The 16,793-nt window shown below is 40.9% G+C and carries 15 protein-coding genes and 1 pseudogene; 13 read left to right on the forward strand and 3 right to left on the reverse strand.

Translation table 11 applies throughout. The features are described from left to right. The first annotated feature begins 34 nt into the window (after positions 1-34). The 8 genes from B5D77_RS07240 to B5D77_RS07275 all read left to right on the forward strand — a co-directional run bounded on the left by B5D77_RS07240 (position 35) and on the right by B5D77_RS07275 (position 5,210). Positions 35-2,503: a tetratricopeptide repeat protein gene (locus tag B5D77_RS07240; RefSeq protein WP_254053050.1), complete on the forward strand. Its 2,469-nt coding sequence runs from the start codon at positions 35-37 to the stop codon at positions 2,501-2,503. 72 nt (positions 2,504-2,575) lie between these two features. Further along, positions 2,576-2,797 carry a hypothetical protein gene (locus B5D77_RS07245; protein WP_002736659.1) on the forward strand — a complete coding sequence of 74 codons (222 nt, stop codon included), beginning with the start codon at positions 2,576-2,578 and terminating at the stop codon, positions 2,795-2,797. Then, positions 2,775-3,032: a hypothetical protein gene (locus tag B5D77_RS07250; RefSeq protein WP_069475699.1), complete on the forward strand. Its 258-nt coding sequence runs from the start codon at positions 2,775-2,777 to the stop codon at positions 3,030-3,032. The genes B5D77_RS07245 and B5D77_RS07250 overlap by 23 nt, the downstream gene beginning before the upstream one ends. A gap of 16 nt (positions 3,033-3,048) precedes the next feature. Beyond that, positions 3,049-3,360 (forward strand): tetratricopeptide repeat protein, encoded by a 312-nt coding sequence (locus B5D77_RS07255; RefSeq protein WP_106908551.1) that lies wholly within the window; start codon positions 3,049-3,051, stop codon positions 3,358-3,360. A gap of 93 nt (positions 3,361-3,453) precedes the next feature. Further along, positions 3,454-3,696: a hypothetical protein gene (locus tag B5D77_RS07260; RefSeq protein WP_002735297.1), complete on the forward strand. Its 243-nt coding sequence runs from the start codon at positions 3,454-3,456 to the stop codon at positions 3,694-3,696. A gap of 2 nt (positions 3,697-3,698) precedes the next feature. Next, on the forward strand, positions 3,699-4,106 hold the full coding sequence (locus tag B5D77_RS07265) for a type II toxin-antitoxin system VapC family toxin (protein ID WP_008197333.1): 408 nt from the start codon (positions 3,699-3,701) through the stop codon (positions 4,104-4,106). 394 nt (positions 4,107-4,500) lie between these two features. Then, a complete protein-coding gene (locus tag B5D77_RS07270) occupies positions 4,501-4,815 on the forward strand; it encodes a nucleotidyltransferase domain-containing protein (RefSeq protein ID WP_002737075.1) in 315 nt (104 codons plus the stop codon). Next, positions 4,812-5,210 carry a HEPN domain-containing protein gene (locus B5D77_RS07275; protein WP_002736237.1) on the forward strand — a complete coding sequence of 133 codons (399 nt, stop codon included), beginning with the start codon at positions 4,812-4,814 and terminating at the stop codon, positions 5,208-5,210. Before B5D77_RS07270 ends, B5D77_RS07275 begins: the two co-directional genes overlap by 4 nt. 295 nt (positions 5,211-5,505) lie before the next feature. On the opposite strand, the gene B5D77_RS07280 is transcribed toward B5D77_RS07275, so the two are convergent. After that, positions 5,506-6,039 (reverse strand): DUF2062 domain-containing protein, encoded by a 534-nt coding sequence (locus B5D77_RS07280; RefSeq protein WP_008197338.1) that lies wholly within the window; start codon positions 6,037-6,039, stop codon positions 5,506-5,508. A 53-nt stretch (positions 6,040-6,092) separates the two neighbouring features. Between B5D77_RS07280 and mnmE the strand changes: the two genes are divergently transcribed. The 5 genes and pseudogenes from mnmE (at position 6,093) to B5D77_RS07305 (ending at position 11,116) form a co-directional block, all read left to right on the forward strand. Next, positions 6,093-7,466 (forward strand): tRNA uridine-5-carboxymethylaminomethyl(34) synthesis GTPase MnmE, encoded by a 1,374-nt coding sequence (mnmE, locus tag B5D77_RS07285; protein ID WP_106908552.1) that lies wholly within the window; start codon positions 6,093-6,095, stop codon positions 7,464-7,466. Between the two features lie 280 nt (positions 7,467-7,746). Beyond that, a pseudogene (locus B5D77_RS27030) lies at positions 7,747-8,069 on the forward strand (transposase family protein); the annotation flags it as partial. A gap of 266 nt (positions 8,070-8,335) precedes the next feature. Then, positions 8,336-8,722 carry a PspA/IM30 family protein gene (locus tag B5D77_RS07295; RefSeq protein WP_253257662.1) on the forward strand — a complete coding sequence of 129 codons (387 nt, stop codon included), beginning with the start codon at positions 8,336-8,338 and terminating at the stop codon, positions 8,720-8,722. Positions 8,723-8,886: 164 nt separating this feature from the next. After that, positions 8,887-10,143 carry an ABC transporter substrate-binding protein gene (locus tag B5D77_RS07300; protein WP_232306108.1) on the forward strand — a complete coding sequence of 419 codons (1,257 nt, stop codon included), beginning with the start codon at positions 8,887-8,889 and terminating at the stop codon, positions 10,141-10,143. Between the two features lie 262 nt (positions 10,144-10,405). After that, a complete protein-coding gene (locus B5D77_RS07305) occupies positions 10,406-11,116 on the forward strand; it encodes a response regulator transcription factor (protein WP_106909972.1) in 711 nt (236 codons plus the stop codon). Here B5D77_RS07305 and B5D77_RS07310 read toward each other — a convergent pair. Continuing rightward, positions 11,113-12,807: an iron uptake porin gene (locus B5D77_RS07310; RefSeq protein WP_106908553.1), complete on the reverse strand. Its 1,695-nt coding sequence runs from the start codon at positions 12,805-12,807 to the stop codon at positions 11,113-11,115. The two genes, B5D77_RS07305 and B5D77_RS07310, sit on opposite strands and share 4 nt — an antisense overlap. A 383-nt stretch (positions 12,808-13,190) precedes the next feature. Continuing rightward, on the reverse strand, positions 13,191-16,790 hold the full coding sequence (locus tag B5D77_RS07315) for a tubulin-like doman-containing protein (RefSeq protein WP_106908554.1): 3,600 nt from the start codon (positions 16,788-16,790) through the stop codon (positions 13,191-13,193). Between the last annotated feature and the right edge of the window lie 3 nt (positions 16,791-16,793).

Genomic DNA, 16,793 nt, shown 5'->3' on the forward strand with positions numbered 1-16,793 from the left:
CATCCTACAATGTGGCAAAGGAGGCATCCGAGCAATGGCAGAAGAGTCCAAGATTGAGCAAAACTTCAACGCAGCCTATGGAGTTGCTGGAGTTGTACAGGGCGACCAAATTATCAATCCTCCTCAAACTCCCCAAGCGGAAAAACCAGCAGAATCGCCGAATAATCTCAATCGAGCGCGTACTGGGGCGGTTAATTTCGTGGGGCGTGAAGATGCAATGGTACAAATGCACCACCAGTTACAGCAACAAGAAAGAATTGCGATTACCGCCGTCGTTACGGGAATGGCAGGAGTCGGCAAGACAGAATTAGCACTCCAGTATGCCCTATATCATAAGAAAAAATCGACTTATCCCGGCGGTATTTGCTGGGTAGGGGTACAAGGGGAAACAGTGGGGGTACAACTATTAAATTTTGCTAAGTCGCTGTTGGGTTTGTTTCCCCCTGAAGATTTGAATTTGCGGGGGCAATTGGATTATTGTTGGGCGAGATGGCAACCGCCGGGGGATGTACTGCTAATTTTAGATGATGTGCATCAGTATGAGGAAATTCAAGATTATTTGCCTCCCCAAGAACAACGATTTAAGGTATTGATTACGACGAGGCAACATTGGCTGGCGGCATCTTTTGAGCAGTTGCGCTTACCAGTTTTAAGCGAATCAGCCGCCCTTGCTTTACTGGAATCTCTGATTGGTGCGTCGCGTCTGCAAGCTGAATTAGAGGTAGGGAAGGGGTTATGTGCGTGGTTGGGTTATTTGCCTTTAGGGTTGGAATTGGTGGGGCGTTTCCTCAAGCGGCGTAATAATTGGACATTGGCAAGGATGCAGCAGCAGTTGATAGATAAGGGTTTACAGTTGTCTGCTTTGCAGAATCCTTCGGGAGATATGACGGCGCAAAGAGGGGTAGAGGCAGCTTTTGAGGTGAGTTGGGAGGCGTTGAATCAGCCAGCGCGAGATTTAGGCTGTTTTCTCAGTCTCTTTGCTTTGGCTCCTATTCCTTGGCGGTTGGTGATAGAGCGGTGTTTGTCTGCTGAGGATGAGGAGGAGTTGGAAGATATTAGGGAGGAGCAATTACTCAATCTTCATCTGTTGCAAGCGGTAGAGGGAGAAGTTTATCAGTTTCATCCGTTGGTGCGACAGTTTTTTCAAGCTAAGTTAGCACTGCGAGAGGATGGGGATGAGTTGAAACGCCTGTTTTGTCGGGGTATGGTTGAGGAGGCAAAGACTATTCCTGAGACTCCCACCAAGGAGCAAGTGGAAGCTGTTGCTTTATCTATTCCCCATATTGCGGAGTCAGCGACGGAGTTGGAACAATGGCTGGAGGAGGAGGATTTAACCTCGCCCTTTGGAGGATTATGGAAGTTTTATGAAGGACAAGGATTATACGAACAAGCTGAACCTTGGCATGAGCAATGTCGAGAAGTAACTCGCCGCCGCTTAGGAGACAATCATCCCGATGTGGCAACTTCCCTCAACAATTTAGCAGCATTGTACAATTTTCAAGGCAGGTACAAAGAAGCGGAACCTCTCTATCTAGAAGCTTTAGATTTGTGTAAACGACTCTTAGGAGACAATCATCCCGATGTGGCAACTTCCCTCAACAATTTAGCAGCATTGTACAATTCCCAAGGCAGGTACAAAGAAGCGGAACCTCTCTATCTAGAAGCTTTAGATTTGAGAAAACGACTCTTAGGAGACAATCATCCCGATGTGGCACAATCCCTCAACAATTTAGCAGTATTGTACCGTTCCCAAGGCAGGTACAAAGAAGCGGAACCTCTCTATCTAGAAGCATTGGATTTGAAAAAAAGACTCTTAGGAGACAATCATCCCAATGTGGCAAATTCCCTCAACAATTTAGCACTATTGTACAATTCCCAAGGCAGGTACAAAGAAGCAGAACCTCTCCTTCTAGAAGCATTAGATTTGAGAAAACGACTCTTAGGAGACAATCATCCCCATGTGGCACAATCCCTCAACAATTTAGCAGGATTGTACGAATCCCAAGGCAGGTACAAAGAAGCAGAACCTCTCCTTCTAGAAGCATTAGATTTGAGAAAACGACTCTTAGGAGACAATCATCCCGATGTGGCACAATCCCTCAACAATTTAGCAGGATTGTACGAATCCCAAGGCAGGTACACAGAAGCAGAACCCCTCTATCTAGAAGCATTAGAATTGTTTAAACGACTATTAGGAGACAATCATCCCGATGTGGCACGATCCCTCAACAATTTAGCAGGATTGTACGAATCCCAAGGCAGGTACACAGAAGCAGAACCCCTCTATCTAGAAGCATTAGAATTGTTTAAACGACTATTAGGAGACAATCATCCCGATGTGGCACGATCCCTCAACAATTTAGCAAGATTGTACAATTCCCAAGGAAAGTACGAAGAAGCTGAACCCCTCTATCTAGAAGCTTTAGCAATTGCCGAGCAAGCTTTAGGGGAGAATCATCCTACTACTGTTAGGATTCGGGAAAACTTAGAGTCGCTCCCGTAGGATGGGTTATTAACCCATCCGATAATACAACAATATAAAATAATACAATCACCTTCAATCAACCAAACAATCATGACTACACTCAAAGATATTGAATCCGCGATTCTCCAGTTGCCTGACGAAGAAATCCATCAATTATCAGCTTGGTTACAAGACTATCTTGATGATAGTTGGGACAAACAGATAAAAAACGATCTCGAATCAGGGAAACTCGATCGACTATTACAAAAAGTCAACAATGATATCAGTAACAATCAAGTTAAGCCTTTAGATGAAATCCTTAACAACTCCTGATTTTTGGCAATGTTATGCCAACTTATCTCCCTACATTAAGCAACAGGCAAAAAAAGCCTATCGTCTCTGGATTAGTAATGTTTTCCATCGATCATTACATTTCAAGAAAGTAGGGAAAAATGTTTGGTCAGTCCGAATAACTGAGAATTATAGAGCTTTAGCATTGAAAAAAGGTGAAGATTATTACTGGTTTTGGATTGGTTCTCATGATGAGTATGAAGAGTTAATTAAATAGAAGGAGAAAATTAACCATGCTAGATCCTAAAGAATTTCGCAATATTATCCACCAATATTTTACTGAAGTTACCTCACAGGAATTTCTGGCAAATCAAAAAAAATACTGTCCAGAAATTTTTGAAGGCGATAACTATCCCAATATCACTAAAAATCTTAATAATTTAGCAAAACTCTACCACTCTCAAGGAAGATACGAAGAAACTGAACCACTCTTAATACAAGCTTTAGAATTGAGAAAACGACTATTAGGGGAGAATCATCCTACTACTGTTAAGATTCGGGAAAACTTACAAACGCTGCGACAACAGCAACATCCATCGTCTTAACTGTGATTGATGGGATTATGGGATGGACTATAATTGAATTAATCACTGATAACTGATATAGGCTATAGTTGAAGAACTTACAAAGGTAAAATTATGACCATTAAAGAACAACTAATTCATGAAATTGAAACAGTATCCGATGAGGTAATAGAAGAAGTTTTTGACTTTTTATTGTTAGCCAAAATCAAACATCATCGATCGCAAGAACAATCTAAACCTTTCGCGCGATTTATCGAAGAACTCACTGCTGATATTCCTCAAGAAGTTTTAGATACCTTACCAACCGATAGTGCAGAGCAACATGATCATTACATCTACGGTACTCCTAAACATTAACCATGAAGCAAATTTTTGCCGACACCTTTTATTGGATCGCTTTACTCAACCCCAAAGATGACTGGCATCAAATCGCACTCAACTATGCTCATAATTGTATCAATGATCAACTAATAACAACGGATGGCATTATTGATGAGATACTGAACTATGCTTCATGTAGAGGAACTATTATGAGACAGAAAGCACTCTTAATGTGTACGCAAATGCTACGGGAAAAAACAATACAAGTTATTTCCTATACACCAGAATTACGTCAATTAGGTTTTGAATTATATAAACAACGGTCAGACAAAGGTTATAGTATTACAGACTGCATATCAATGATAATTATGCAACAAATGGATATTTTTGAAGTGCTTACCCATGACAAGCACTTTACCCAAGAAGGTTTTATTATTCTTTTTTAAACAATAGAACTACTATAAAATGGAGTCAACGACTATTAGGAAAAATCACTCTACTACTGTTAAGATTCGGGAAAAGTTTACAAATGATGCGACAACAGCAATATCCATCGTCTTAACTGTGATTTATGGGATTATGGGATGGACTATAATTGATCATTGATGAAGACTTGCTGAATACAACACAATCATAGTATTCATTCAATCATTTCAATCATAGTTTGGACTTATTATGGGATTATGGGATGGACTATAATTGATCATTGATGAAGACTTGCTGAATACAACACAATCATAGTATTCATTCAATCAAATAACAGTTTAGACTTATTATGGGATTATGGGATGGACTATATTGTTAATATTGTTTTGCAGTACAAAAAGGTCATAAAAAATCATGGACAAACAACTATTACTCAATAAAATTAAACAAGCAGTACAAGCGATCGAACCACAAGCGCAAATATTTCTTTATGGTTCACGGGCGCGAAACGATGCTCAACCAGACTCTGATTGGGATATATTAGTATTAGTTGATGGGATCACTAACCCTACTCGCACATCTCAAATCCGTCGTCAAATTTATGAAATCGAATGGGAAACAGAAGAAGTTATTTGTACCATTGTTCGCAGCAAAAATCAATGGGAACATCCCTTATTACAAACTACTCCTTTCTGGCAATCAGTTAACAAAGAAGCTATTATGCTATGAGTAAAAATTCCCCTCACGATCAACTAATTAGGTATCGTTTAAATCGTGCAGAGGAAGCTTATCAAGATGCTTGTTCTCTTGCTGATGGTGCAAGATGGAATAGTTGTATCAATCGTCTGTACTATAGTTGCTTTTATGCTGTTACGGCTTTACTTGCTTATGATAATCTCTCATCTCCAAAACATACAGGTGTCCGTAGTCTCTTCAACAAAAACTACATCCGTAGCGAAATTATTTCAAAAGACTTTGGTGCAGTTTATAACGAATTGTTTGAATACCGTCTCGAAGCAGATTATACAGACTTTGCAGATTTTGATGAATTACAAGTTCTTCCTTTTATTGCAAAAGTGAGAGATTTTTTAAATATAATTTCAGATCTGCTTCCTACTGATTAAATGACAAAAGTATTGTATGGCAATACATTAAGTAAAGAGCATCTCAATACACAAATGATTCGTAATAATTTACAAATGATGCGACAGTCACATCCATCGTCTTAACTGTGATTGATGGGATTATGGGATGGACTATAATTGATCATTGATGAAGACTTGCTGAATACAACACAATCATAGTATTCATTCAATCATTCAAATAACAGTTTAGACTTATTATGGGATTACCGTAGGTGCTTCTCATCGATGCCTCTTAGATTACCAGATTTTGTCCCCCCCGAACGGTGACAATTTATCAGCGTTTTCTCCTTGTTTGTCGCCGGTGATGCCATTGACTGAGGAGACGATAACTAACAAAATAAGTGATAATGCTCGCCAACAGACCTGTAATCAAACTACCAAAAAATAGCGTTAATAAAAATTCACCGCTCAAACTTGCCCAATTTTCCGCCCAACTTTGGTTAGAGGCAAAAATACGACTATCGATCGCTTGATTTCCTTGACCTAAAAATAATTCTCCCAATTTATAATTAAACAAAAACAGGGGAATATAGGTAAAAGGATTACTCACCCAAGTGGCTGCCGCTGCCGCAATTTTATTGCCCCGCACACAGAAAGCTAAAAAAATCGCAATAATGATCTGTAATCCCATCCAAGGAAAAGCCCCAGAAAACACCCCCACCGCTAACCCGCGAGCGATTTCGATCGGATGTCCCTGCAATCGCACCAAGCGAACCCACCAGTAGCGACAGGAGCGCGTCAGACGATTAATTAGGCTATTTTCTTTATTTTTCGCTTTTAATGACCGTGAGCGCATATTTTCGGGCATAAATGCTGACAAAATTGATACCAACTTCAATTTTAGCAAGGAGTGATTAAGAGATGTTAAACACAGGGGATACGATCGCCGCCATCGCTACGGCGATCGTTCCAGAACAGGGTAGCATCGGTATTGTCCGTTTATCCGGTAGTCAGGCAGTGGCGATCGCTCGTCGGCTGTTCCATACCCGCAATCGTCAACCCTGGGAAAGTCATCGTCTTCTCTACGGTTATATCCGGCATCCCCAAAGTCAAGCAATTATCGATGAAGCTTTGCTGCTGCTCATGTTGGCTCCCCGCTCTTTCACCCGCGAGGATGTGGTGGAATTTCACTGTCATGGCGGCATTATGCCCGTACAACAGGTGTTACAGTTATGTCTAGAAAATGGGGCGCGTTTGGCCCAAGCGGGGGAATTTAGCCTGCGTGCCTTTCTTAACGGCAGAATTGACCTAACTCAAGCCGAAAGCGTCGTCGATCTCGTTGGGGCGCGTTCTCCCCAAGCGGCACAATTTGCCCTCGCTGGTTTACAGGGAAAACTCGCGCAACCGATTCGGCATTTGCGTGCCACCTGTCTCGATATTTTGGCTGAAATTGAGGCCCGTATTGACTTTGAAGAGGATTTACCGCCCTTGGATCATGAGGCGGTTCTCCATAGCATAGAACAGGTTTTTTGTCAAGTAAATTTAATTTTAGCTACTGCCGAGCGCGGGGAATTGCTGCGTAGTGGTCTGAAAGTGGCGATCGTGGGACGGCCGAATGTGGGGAAATCCAGTTTGTTAAATGCTTGGAGTCGGAGCGATCGAGCGATTGTCACCGATTTACCCGGCACTACCCGCGATATCGTCGAATCTCAGCTAGTTGTGGCGGGAATCCCCGTACAAGTCCTCGATACGGCAGGAATTCGCTCGGCCAGCGATCGAGTCGAACAAATTGGGGTGGAACGTTCCCGCCAAACGGCCCGGTCTGCTGATTTAGTTCTCTTAACCGTCTCCGCAGAGTCAGGATGGACCGAGGAAGACGAGGAAATTTACCGCTCTGTCAGCGATCGCCGATTAATTTTAGTGATTAATAAAATTGATTTAGCTCATCCCGAAACGGTAATTTATCCAGCAGAAATTGAGCGAGTTGTCAAGCTTTCCGCCGCCCAAAATCAGGGTATTGAAGACTTAGAAAAAACTATTATTAATACTGTCCAAAATCAAGAAATACAGGCGGCTAATTTGGATTTAGCCATTAATCAACGACAGGCGGCCGCTTTAACTAGGGCGAAAATTGCTTTGCAACAGGTAAAAAAAACAATTGACGAAAATTTGCCTTTTGATTTTTGGTCGATCGATCTGCGTACTGCCATTCAAGCTTTAGGAGAAATTACCGGCGAAGAAGTGACTGAATCGGTACTTGATCGCATTTTTAGCCGTTTTTGTATTGGGAAATAAGCAATGAGGAAATCCGGTTAACCAGAAACAAGGTTTTATCCTTTTGTGTTCGGTTAACTGTCAGGGTAAGCGCATCTAAAAATGTAGCAAATTATACCAAGGTAAGCTCATCTAATTTGGTATAAATTGTACTTGACAAAGATTTCTAAATAGGGTGTGGAACTCGCTGTAGCACCGTCCCGCGCTGCCAGTACCCAGACTTAGTCGCTGCTACCTCTGTATAATTTATCATTAGCCTTAGTCTCACTGTTGTTGATGAAAATTAATCAGGAAATAGCTCATGGGTAAAGGTTTTGCCCCCGTTCTCCCCACTGGAAATAAAGCTCAACTAAAACCTGAGCTTCCTTTAACATCAATCAATGAAATTCAAGCTAGTTTATTGACTTATCTTCAAGAGTGTCCCGAACCCAAAAACATTTATTAACCGATATTTTAGTCATTGCTATTTTAGCAGTTATAGCCGGAGCCGAAGGTTGGGAAGACATCGAAAATTGTGGACTCAGTAAGCAGCCTTGGTTATCTGAGTTTTTAGAATTACCTAATGGCATTCCTTCTGATGATACTTTTTGTCGGGTTTTTGAACGGATTAACCCGATCGACTTACCGACATAGTCTGGCACAAAAAAGTAAACGGGCGGGCATGGATAATAACTATATGATGGGGAGCATCTCACTTACGCGATAAGTAATTATACTTAGCCTAAAAGCCACTCTTAATCGTGTCTTGGAACGAAATAGAGGCTTTTAAAGACTGCGTACATGGAGAATTAAAACAAGAATTACCCTCGAAAAGCCTATTTTTCCACTAAGTATTTATGCTCATTGCAAAGGTGAGATGCTCCCTATATGATGGCTGTGCTGAGAACCTTTTGTCAAGCCTAGCTGTCACCGCTCAAAAAAAAGGACTTCAAGAAGCGGCAAGACAAGCTATGGTTAAGGTTATCTCCCTAGAAAAAATTCTACCCGCCATGAAAGATCGTGTCGATAATGCCGAAAAAGTGGTCATTGCTGCTAAGGAAAAACTTCGCCAAGAGCAGGAAAAAATCGAGCATTATAAATTAGAAATGAGCAACTTAAAAGCGCTTAGTTCCATGAATGAGGCTTTAGGCAAAATAAACGAATTTGATAGTAGTCTCAACCTCAATAACTCCCGCGATCGCTTTGAGGATGCCAATGGAGCGATTAACGACCGTTATCGAAAAGAAAACGCTTATAGTGAATTAAGCGAGAACCATAGCGAGAAATTAGCTCAATAAATCGATTTCTTAAGCCTTGATGACGAAATTAACCGCTGTTTAGCTGAATTCAATCAGCAAAGTTAAGGAGTAAAGCGATGACAAAGACCAGCAAAAAAGCGGGTTTACCGCCAATTTCCTAGGTTTTACTGGGATTGATCGGTTGGTTTCTTTTTCCGCAAATATTGGCAATATTTGCCCCAAAAGCCGATAATAATCCCAGCATCAGTTACGGCAATCATCTCCTGATCAAAACTAATTCTAACACCGCCAAAGAATCAGCGATCGCTGCCATTGCTCAAGGTGATCACCAAGAAGCAGAGCAACTCCTGCAAAAATCCCTCGCTCAACGTCCCAACGATCCCGAAAGCGTAATTTATCTCAGCAACCTGCAAACTGGCTCAAATCCCTTTAAAATCGCCGTTGTTGTGCCAGCAACAACTAATCCCAACGTCGCTCAGGAAATATTGCGAGGAGTCGCCAGCGCACAAACCCAGATCAATCAACAGGGAGGGATCAACGGCAGAAAACTGATGGTTATCGTGGTTAATGACGATAATCAGCCGCAGATATCGAAAGAGGTAGCCAGTGAATTAGTCAAAAATCCCGATATTATCGCTGTTATCGGTCATAATGCCCCCGATGCCAGTGCCGCTCCTATCTACGAAAAAGGCGGTTTGCTGATGATTTCTTCCACCTCCCCGGCCAATAATCTCTCCAGTGCGGGAAATTATATCTTTCGTCTGGTGGCTTCTAAGAGCAACATTACGGAAAAATTAGCAAATTACATAGTAAATACTGCTAAAGTCCAGAAAATTGCTTTTTGCTACGATTCTCAAGCTCCTGATAATGTTTCCTTTAAAGATGAGTTGATGGCTAATGTGGCGAAAAAAGGCGGTCAAATTGTGCCGATTGTCTGTGATCTAAGTGTCCCCAATTTTAAGGCCGATCAAGCCCTTAATCAGGCGATTTCTGGGGGTGCTAACGGCCTATTTGTCGTCGCTCATGTTGATCGTCTCGATCCCGTTTTTGAGGTTATTCGCTTCAATCGTCAGCGTTTACCTCTGTTTAGTAGTCCCACCTTCTACAATATTCGCATCCTCGAAGATGGCGGCAAAAACGTCCAAGGTTTAACCGTTGCCGTACCCTGGCACCCATCGCTTAACCAGACTTTTGCCAATCTTATGCAGGAACAGTGGCGCAGTCCGGTTAGTTGGCGCACAGTCACCAGTTTTGACGCTACACGGGTGATTATTGCCGGTTTAAGGGAAAATCCTCAGCGTCATGGCCTACAATTCAGGCTGCGTTCTGGCAATTTTCATCGAACAGAGGCCACCGGAAAAATTAGCTTTGATCCTAATACTGGCGATCGCATTGGTCAGCCGGTCTTAATTCAAGTGCGATCAACTCCCTCCGGTGAGCAGTTTGTCCCTTTACCTTGAAAAGTCCCCAGTCCACCAAAGTCGGGAGAGTTGCCAACTCTCCCCCCAAAAAATGAGCAAAAATTACAATTATTTCAATGTTCAACCTTGAGCGAGAAATGAATGACTAATATGTTAAAATATGCCTAAGTAGGTAGGTTTTAAAAATTGTCAGATGCCCCCATGCCCCCTTATTAAGGGGGCATCTGCACCACCCTTATTAAGGGGGGCTGGGGGGATCAAAGGCAAAATCTATCTTCAATTAAATTATAACTACTTACTTATGGATATCGTTATTATCGAAGATGAAATTGAAATCGCCCATTTGATTCAGCAAACTTTAGAGCGGGAGTCCTTTACTTGTCATCTGGCTTATAATGGTAGGGTAGGACTAGAACTATTTTATCAAAAGCAACCAGAATTAGTGATTTTAGATTTAATGTTACCGGAATTAGACGGACTAGAATTGTGTGCTAGAATCCGCCAAAAACCGGGGACAAAAGACCCCTATATCTTAATGTTAACCGCTAGGGGAGAAGAAATTGATCGCATTATCGGTCTATCTACGGGAGCCGACGATTATATGGTCAAACCCTTTAGTCCCCGGGAATTAACCGCGCGGGTAAGGGCATTATTAAGACGTAGTTTAAGACACGATAGTCAACCCCAACAACTCCATCGCAGCCGTCATTTTATTATCGACTTAGATCAACATTCTGCTGTTCGTAAATTGGAGGGAATGCCAGAGGAAACCCTCGATTTAACCACCTTAGAATTTAATCTACTCGCTACCTTTGTCAGTTATCCCAATCGCGTCTGGAGTCGCACCCAATTAATCGATAATCTCTGGGGAAATGATTTTTTTGGCGATGAAAGGGTAGTAGATACCCATATCCGACGCTTACGCAAAAAAGTAGAACCCGATCCTGCTAATCCTATCTTTATCAAAACTGTGGTCGGTGTCGGTTATAAATTTGAGGATGACAGTGTTTAAAACCGAAAAGTTGTCCGAATTACCCCCACCCAGATATTACCATTTTCACTAAAATTATTAGGGTCAAAAATAACGTAAAACCCCGGAGTTAGCAAAATATAGCGACTAATGGGATAGGAATATTCCACTTCTAAAATGTGAGAAGTATCTCGATCTGCTGTAAACCCCTCCACATAACTGACCCTGGGTAACTGTCCACCAGCAATGGTAAAAGTTGCCCCTTCTTTAACAAAATCTCTAATAGAAAAATTGCCTTGCCATGTCCATAAATCCGCCGAAGAATCTATCCCTTGAGCGTAAGCTTTAGCGTAACCTATCCAACCACCTAAGCTAAAAGTATCATTAATATTCCAATGACTTTGTAAACCGACACTATCACGGGTAGCAGCCCCTAAATTGTTAAACGGATCGCGGGTAATAGGACTGCCTGTACTTCCCGATAAATTCACCGAACCTTGAGTAAAATAAGCGTGAAGATAGGTGACAGCAAAATGTAAGTTAGGAACAGGTTTAACATTAAATTGTAGCCCTGTACTGTAATTACCATTAAACAAACCATTACCAGAATTAGGATTACTGACAGTATCTTGTTCTGCTAAATACAAAGCTGTCACCGCTAACTGAGATGAAAAATTATATCTCACTCCTAAACCCGCCCCTTCTGGACCGCGATAAACCAAAGGATTACGACGATTAAAACGAGATAAAGCACCTGTAGCACTACTTTCTAGGAAAGGATTAACCACATCAAAAACATCATCAAGGTCTAATCCTCTTGCTCCCATCCAGACTTTAACTCGATCAATATTGCTAATATAATATAAGTCGTCAAGAGCAATATTGTTATTATCGTAGAGAGAACCCGCATCAAAAGAAAGACGCGCCATATCGCTACCTGTTGCCCTAGCTAAATTCGGAATACTACTAGCTTGCAGACGCATTCGCAGTAAATCTTTGCCAGTCAAACTGGTATTTAAATTTAGTCTAACTCGATCACTAAAAGTAGTTTGATTACCGATGGGACGATTTCTTAAACTCTCCTGTTGACTCGGTGATAAATTGGGAAAATTACTATCGACAGCAAAATCATCCGACCAAGCATTACTGAGAGCAAAAATAACTTCCCCTTGCAGTTTTGTCGTGATTGAAAAACTATGATCTTCGATAAAAGCTGTTCTCTGTTCTAAGTTATCAATTCTTGTGCCTAAAGTGGCTAATTCTGTCCGGAAATCTTGGGCAAGTTTTTTGATTGTTTCTAAATCCGCTTGGGTAATTTTAATTCCCTCTTGCAGCAATTTTTCCATACTATTGAGACAAGCATTTAAACCGACGGCAAACTCCCAACGAGTCAAAGCTTGAGCGCCCTTGAAAGTCCGGTCAGGATAACCTACAATACAACCATAACGCTCCACAAGGCTTCTTAATGCCTCATAAGCCCAAGCGGTGGGAGATACGTCCCGCAGTTGGTTAACGCTAGTCACCTGGGACATGGAACCCTGATCAACACTCCTATTAATCTGCTGACTATTTTGGGCGCGCTGAATGCGATCGAGTTGTTGTGGCGCCGCTGGATCAATTTTAAGTTGAGGCGTACTGGGCATGGTTTGAGCCACTGCACCGCCAGCAGCCGCCACAGAAGCACCTAATACTAAAGGAGTTACCTTTACTAAGTTCTTGAATAGTTTTGACATGGGGTCAATCCTCACACCTTATTTGATGGATTGAATGGAATATGGATACAAACAGACTATGTACTCAGCCTGAATTATAATCACATTCTATTCCAACGTGCTTCTTGGCTAGGTTAAGTTTATTTTATGATATGACAGAAAATTTTCTGTCTCATCTTAAGGTTTTGTTAAAATCTCAGCCGTCAGCTATCAGGAGTCAGTATTCAGGAGTCAGGGGGCAGCCCCGATAAAAAAATTTTTACCATCACAGATGAAAGAGGTTTCTTTCCCGACACCCCACACCCCACACTCCACTTCCCTAACCCTCACCCCCCAACCCCAATAAAAAATTCTCCCTAAGGGCATTTAAGCAGTCTGATGCAATAATCTGAGTAAAACAAGGGTTAGCTCAAAAACCTATTTCGGATGGCATCTGCTTTTTGTGAATCCAACCCTAAAGCAGATGCTTTGGCTTCCGCAGAACTCATAAAAGCCTCTGGGGGAACATTCAGATTTGATAAGTCACCGAGATATTTTTCATATTCGACTTCTTGAGGAGTGAGAGGAGGCGGAGATGGGTTGATAAACTTATTCCAGATAGCCTCTGCTTTTTGCCCATCTAGCTGTAATTCAGAAGCTTTGGAGCGAGCGGCACTGATAAATGCGTCCAGAGGTACTTTGAGATTCCATAGTTGAGCGAGATATTGTTCGTATTTTTCGTAGCCAGAGTCAATCTCAAAACCTAGAACTGGATTAGATGAAGAGGTACTCTCTTGTTGACGTTCAGTTTTAGTAGGCGATTGAGCATCAGAAGAAGGAGAGGGTTTCAATCGATTAGCGGTACTGAATTCACGAATAATATTTCTTTCTCGTAAATATCTGGGATTATCTTCTGCTCCCTGTCTGCGAAAATCAGACAACCGTTTTTGAAGATATGATTCTAATTTTTCTTGGATTTGCTGCTTTTGGGCTGGTGTTTCCGCTGCATAGATTAATTCATCAAGTTGGCGTTTTAATTCCTCTTTATCATTGCGACAATCAGGAAGTTGTAAAACCTGAACTGCATCTTCCCAATTAGCAGCCAGGGTCACTTTTTCTTGTTCTCCGTGAACTTCTATTGTGTAACGAATAACACGCTGATTGTTACTCTGGTTAATCTCATCGAGCAAAATTTCTAAAGCTCGATAAATTACTACTAATTCTTCTATTTGAGAGTCGGGGGGGATAAAGTCCCAAAAAACGAGATCCTTTTGAATATGAACCGAAGGAGGAAGATCAGCCCTTTGCCCTCGTAGTCTTTTTCGTTCGGCTTCAATACGTTGCCCTCGCCAGAGTTGATATGACTCGCGCATTTTATCCATTCCTTGAATACACCGCAGGGAAAATCCTCCCACTTCATGAATGGCTAAAATTTTGTGGCGTTCTTTTTCTGTCAGGGGTGCGATCGCTTGCTGCTCATTAAAATATATCCTTAAAATATCAGCTTGTTTTCTTGCTCCTGGCTCTTGGGGATTATCACCTCCTAGCAAACCAGCTTTTGCAAAATTAATATAGTCAAATCCAGAGTTTTGAGGAATATTTTGGTCTAATCTTACTAGAGGTTTCGATTGTTCAAACAACTCCTGAATCTTGGCTTTCTGCTCTAATTCGTCGGGATAATCTTGCATAAAGTAAGTACAAGCATCCATATTTTGGACAAGCCTTGTATTATTCCCAGCATTTTTGATAGTAGTCTGCGTCTGCTGATAAACAATTTGAGAAAAATCAGGATATTGAATGTCTTTAATTTTCTCAATATCAAAAAGACGGAAATAAGCGTTAGCAGGTCTATCTTCTACCCATAAAGAACTGCTGTTTGCCAGAACTATTTCTGTCAATCTTTCGCACAATACATTTAAACCTTTTTGCGCCGCAACCTTGAGGTTTATCTCGTTTGTATTGACTACGTTAGCGAGAAAATCTTCGTACCATTCGTTGAGTTCCTGACGTTTAAACAATTTAATTCCAACAATTTCTAAAGCATCTGCTTGGTTCATAAAATTTTTAGCTTGAGTGTCAGATTCAATTTTTAACCGTTCGATCCGAGTTTGCCATTTATTAAACTGTCTTTCGAGTTGATTAATATATTCTTTCATGCGACGGAGAACTTCAACTGCTAAAATTCTTGATTTTCTTTCCAAGAAAGCATTTAAATTCTGTCCTAAGTATTTTAAAATATCGTCACATTCTTTATTCATTTGCGATTCTTTTTGCAATCCCCAACGATCTCTCAATTCGTTCATTCGAGATAAACTAGCCTCATACTGCTTACGAGCCTCTTCCTCGATGACTAGCCAATTCTTCTCTGCTTCTTTGGAAAGTCTTTCAATATCAGCATCAAAGCTGCGCTTAATTTCCTCAATTTTTAGCTGAACAAATTTGGGTCCTAAATTACGATCTGCTAAGTTGGCGTATATTTGTTCTCGAAGTTCAGTTTCGGCTTTTTTAATTACCATTGCTTGATTATCATACATCACGCGCAAGTAATCACCATGAGTCCTTGCATCGGGTGATGAATCATCAAAATGGCGCTTGTAATCCTCAACTTGAGGACGGAGATATTGATCAATAAAGTTAACAATCTTACCTTTTTCCTTAGAAAAGAAACCAACAATTCCTTCCTGGGAACATTGCAATTGGTTATTAGTAATGATGTCTTGACGTAATTGACTAAGCCAAGTTTGTACAACTGCTTGATAAGGAAAAGATTGATCTTTAGCGCGTAAAATTGCTTTACGAAGTTCATCTCTTAAAAGATTAATTTCTCGCAATTGCGAAGTAATCACTGTTTCAGGTTGTGCTGGCAATTTAATTTCAGAATTTTGCCACCACTTGTATAAATCAGTTGCTAGTCGAGAAGCTAGATAGGAGCGAATATGATGAATAGGAACTTCAATGCTGGCTAAACCAAAACTCATGAAATTACGAGGATAGCTACGTCCAATTGGAGGTTTATCGTTGCTCCCCGAAGCTGCTCGTTTGATATTATCTCGAATTGAGCGTTTATAAGGTGAAAAATCTGAAACTAAATCTAAAAAGATGTTTTGAGCCATCACTTCTCTGACTTGATCTAAGCTCAGATTCACGCCAGATCCATTAGTTGAACCTATCAGATAAGTATAATCATAGGGAGCTTGATCGTTTTCAATACGAGAACCTTCATTTGGTGCGTAACGAACACTAAATCTGGTTTTTGGATCGTCGCCTCGATCAGAAAAATAGTTTAATTCTGCTAAAGCAGCATAACCGTTACAGTGAACTTTGTCATTAGAATTGACATTACTAAAAGCATCAGGAGTGCAAATAATTGCTGTCAGGTCTCCTTTTTCTCCTTGTTCTTTTTCTTTTCTACCAAATAACCAGTTTTGCAGAGAATATCCCAGATCGATTAACATTCCACTGCCTGTTCCTCCAGCAATTGAACAAGCTACAAAAACATTTAGTTCAGACTTAACTTTTAATTGATAGTTTTCTTGCATGAATGATATATGTTCACTTTTGCGAATCTCTTTTTTTAGTCTTTGACAAGCGGCTCCAATCTTGTCACGATTAAAAAAGAAGGAAAAGCGCCCACAAGCTCGAATCTGCCCAGCACCTTCTTGCGAGGCTAATAACTGGGGATTACTTATGAGTTCAGGAGGCAGCCACTCATGATACCAGTCCCATCCACTGGGATCTTGGACAATTGTTTGAACTTGTGGAAGCGTAACTTTTGAATAGTATTTTTCTCCTTCTTCTAAAGGAGGACCAATCATCAGAGGATTTGAAGGTTTATAACCCGAATCAGTATCAATATATAAAAATTCAACAATGGGAAAATTTTTTAAACTGCCATAGGATTCAGTAATTAAACGACGAACTCGCAAAATTACTTCTAATCCGGTTCCCCCTACTCCAATAACTAAAGTAGGAACAATATCTTTTCTATCTGTTTGGGTAACGCTATACATAATGTTCTCCGTCATTAA

The sequence above is a fragment of the Microcystis sp. MC19 genome, from assembly GCF_003019735.1.
In the GTDB taxonomy this organism is placed as follows: Bacteria; Cyanobacteriota; Cyanobacteriia; order Cyanobacteriales; family Microcystaceae; genus Microcystis.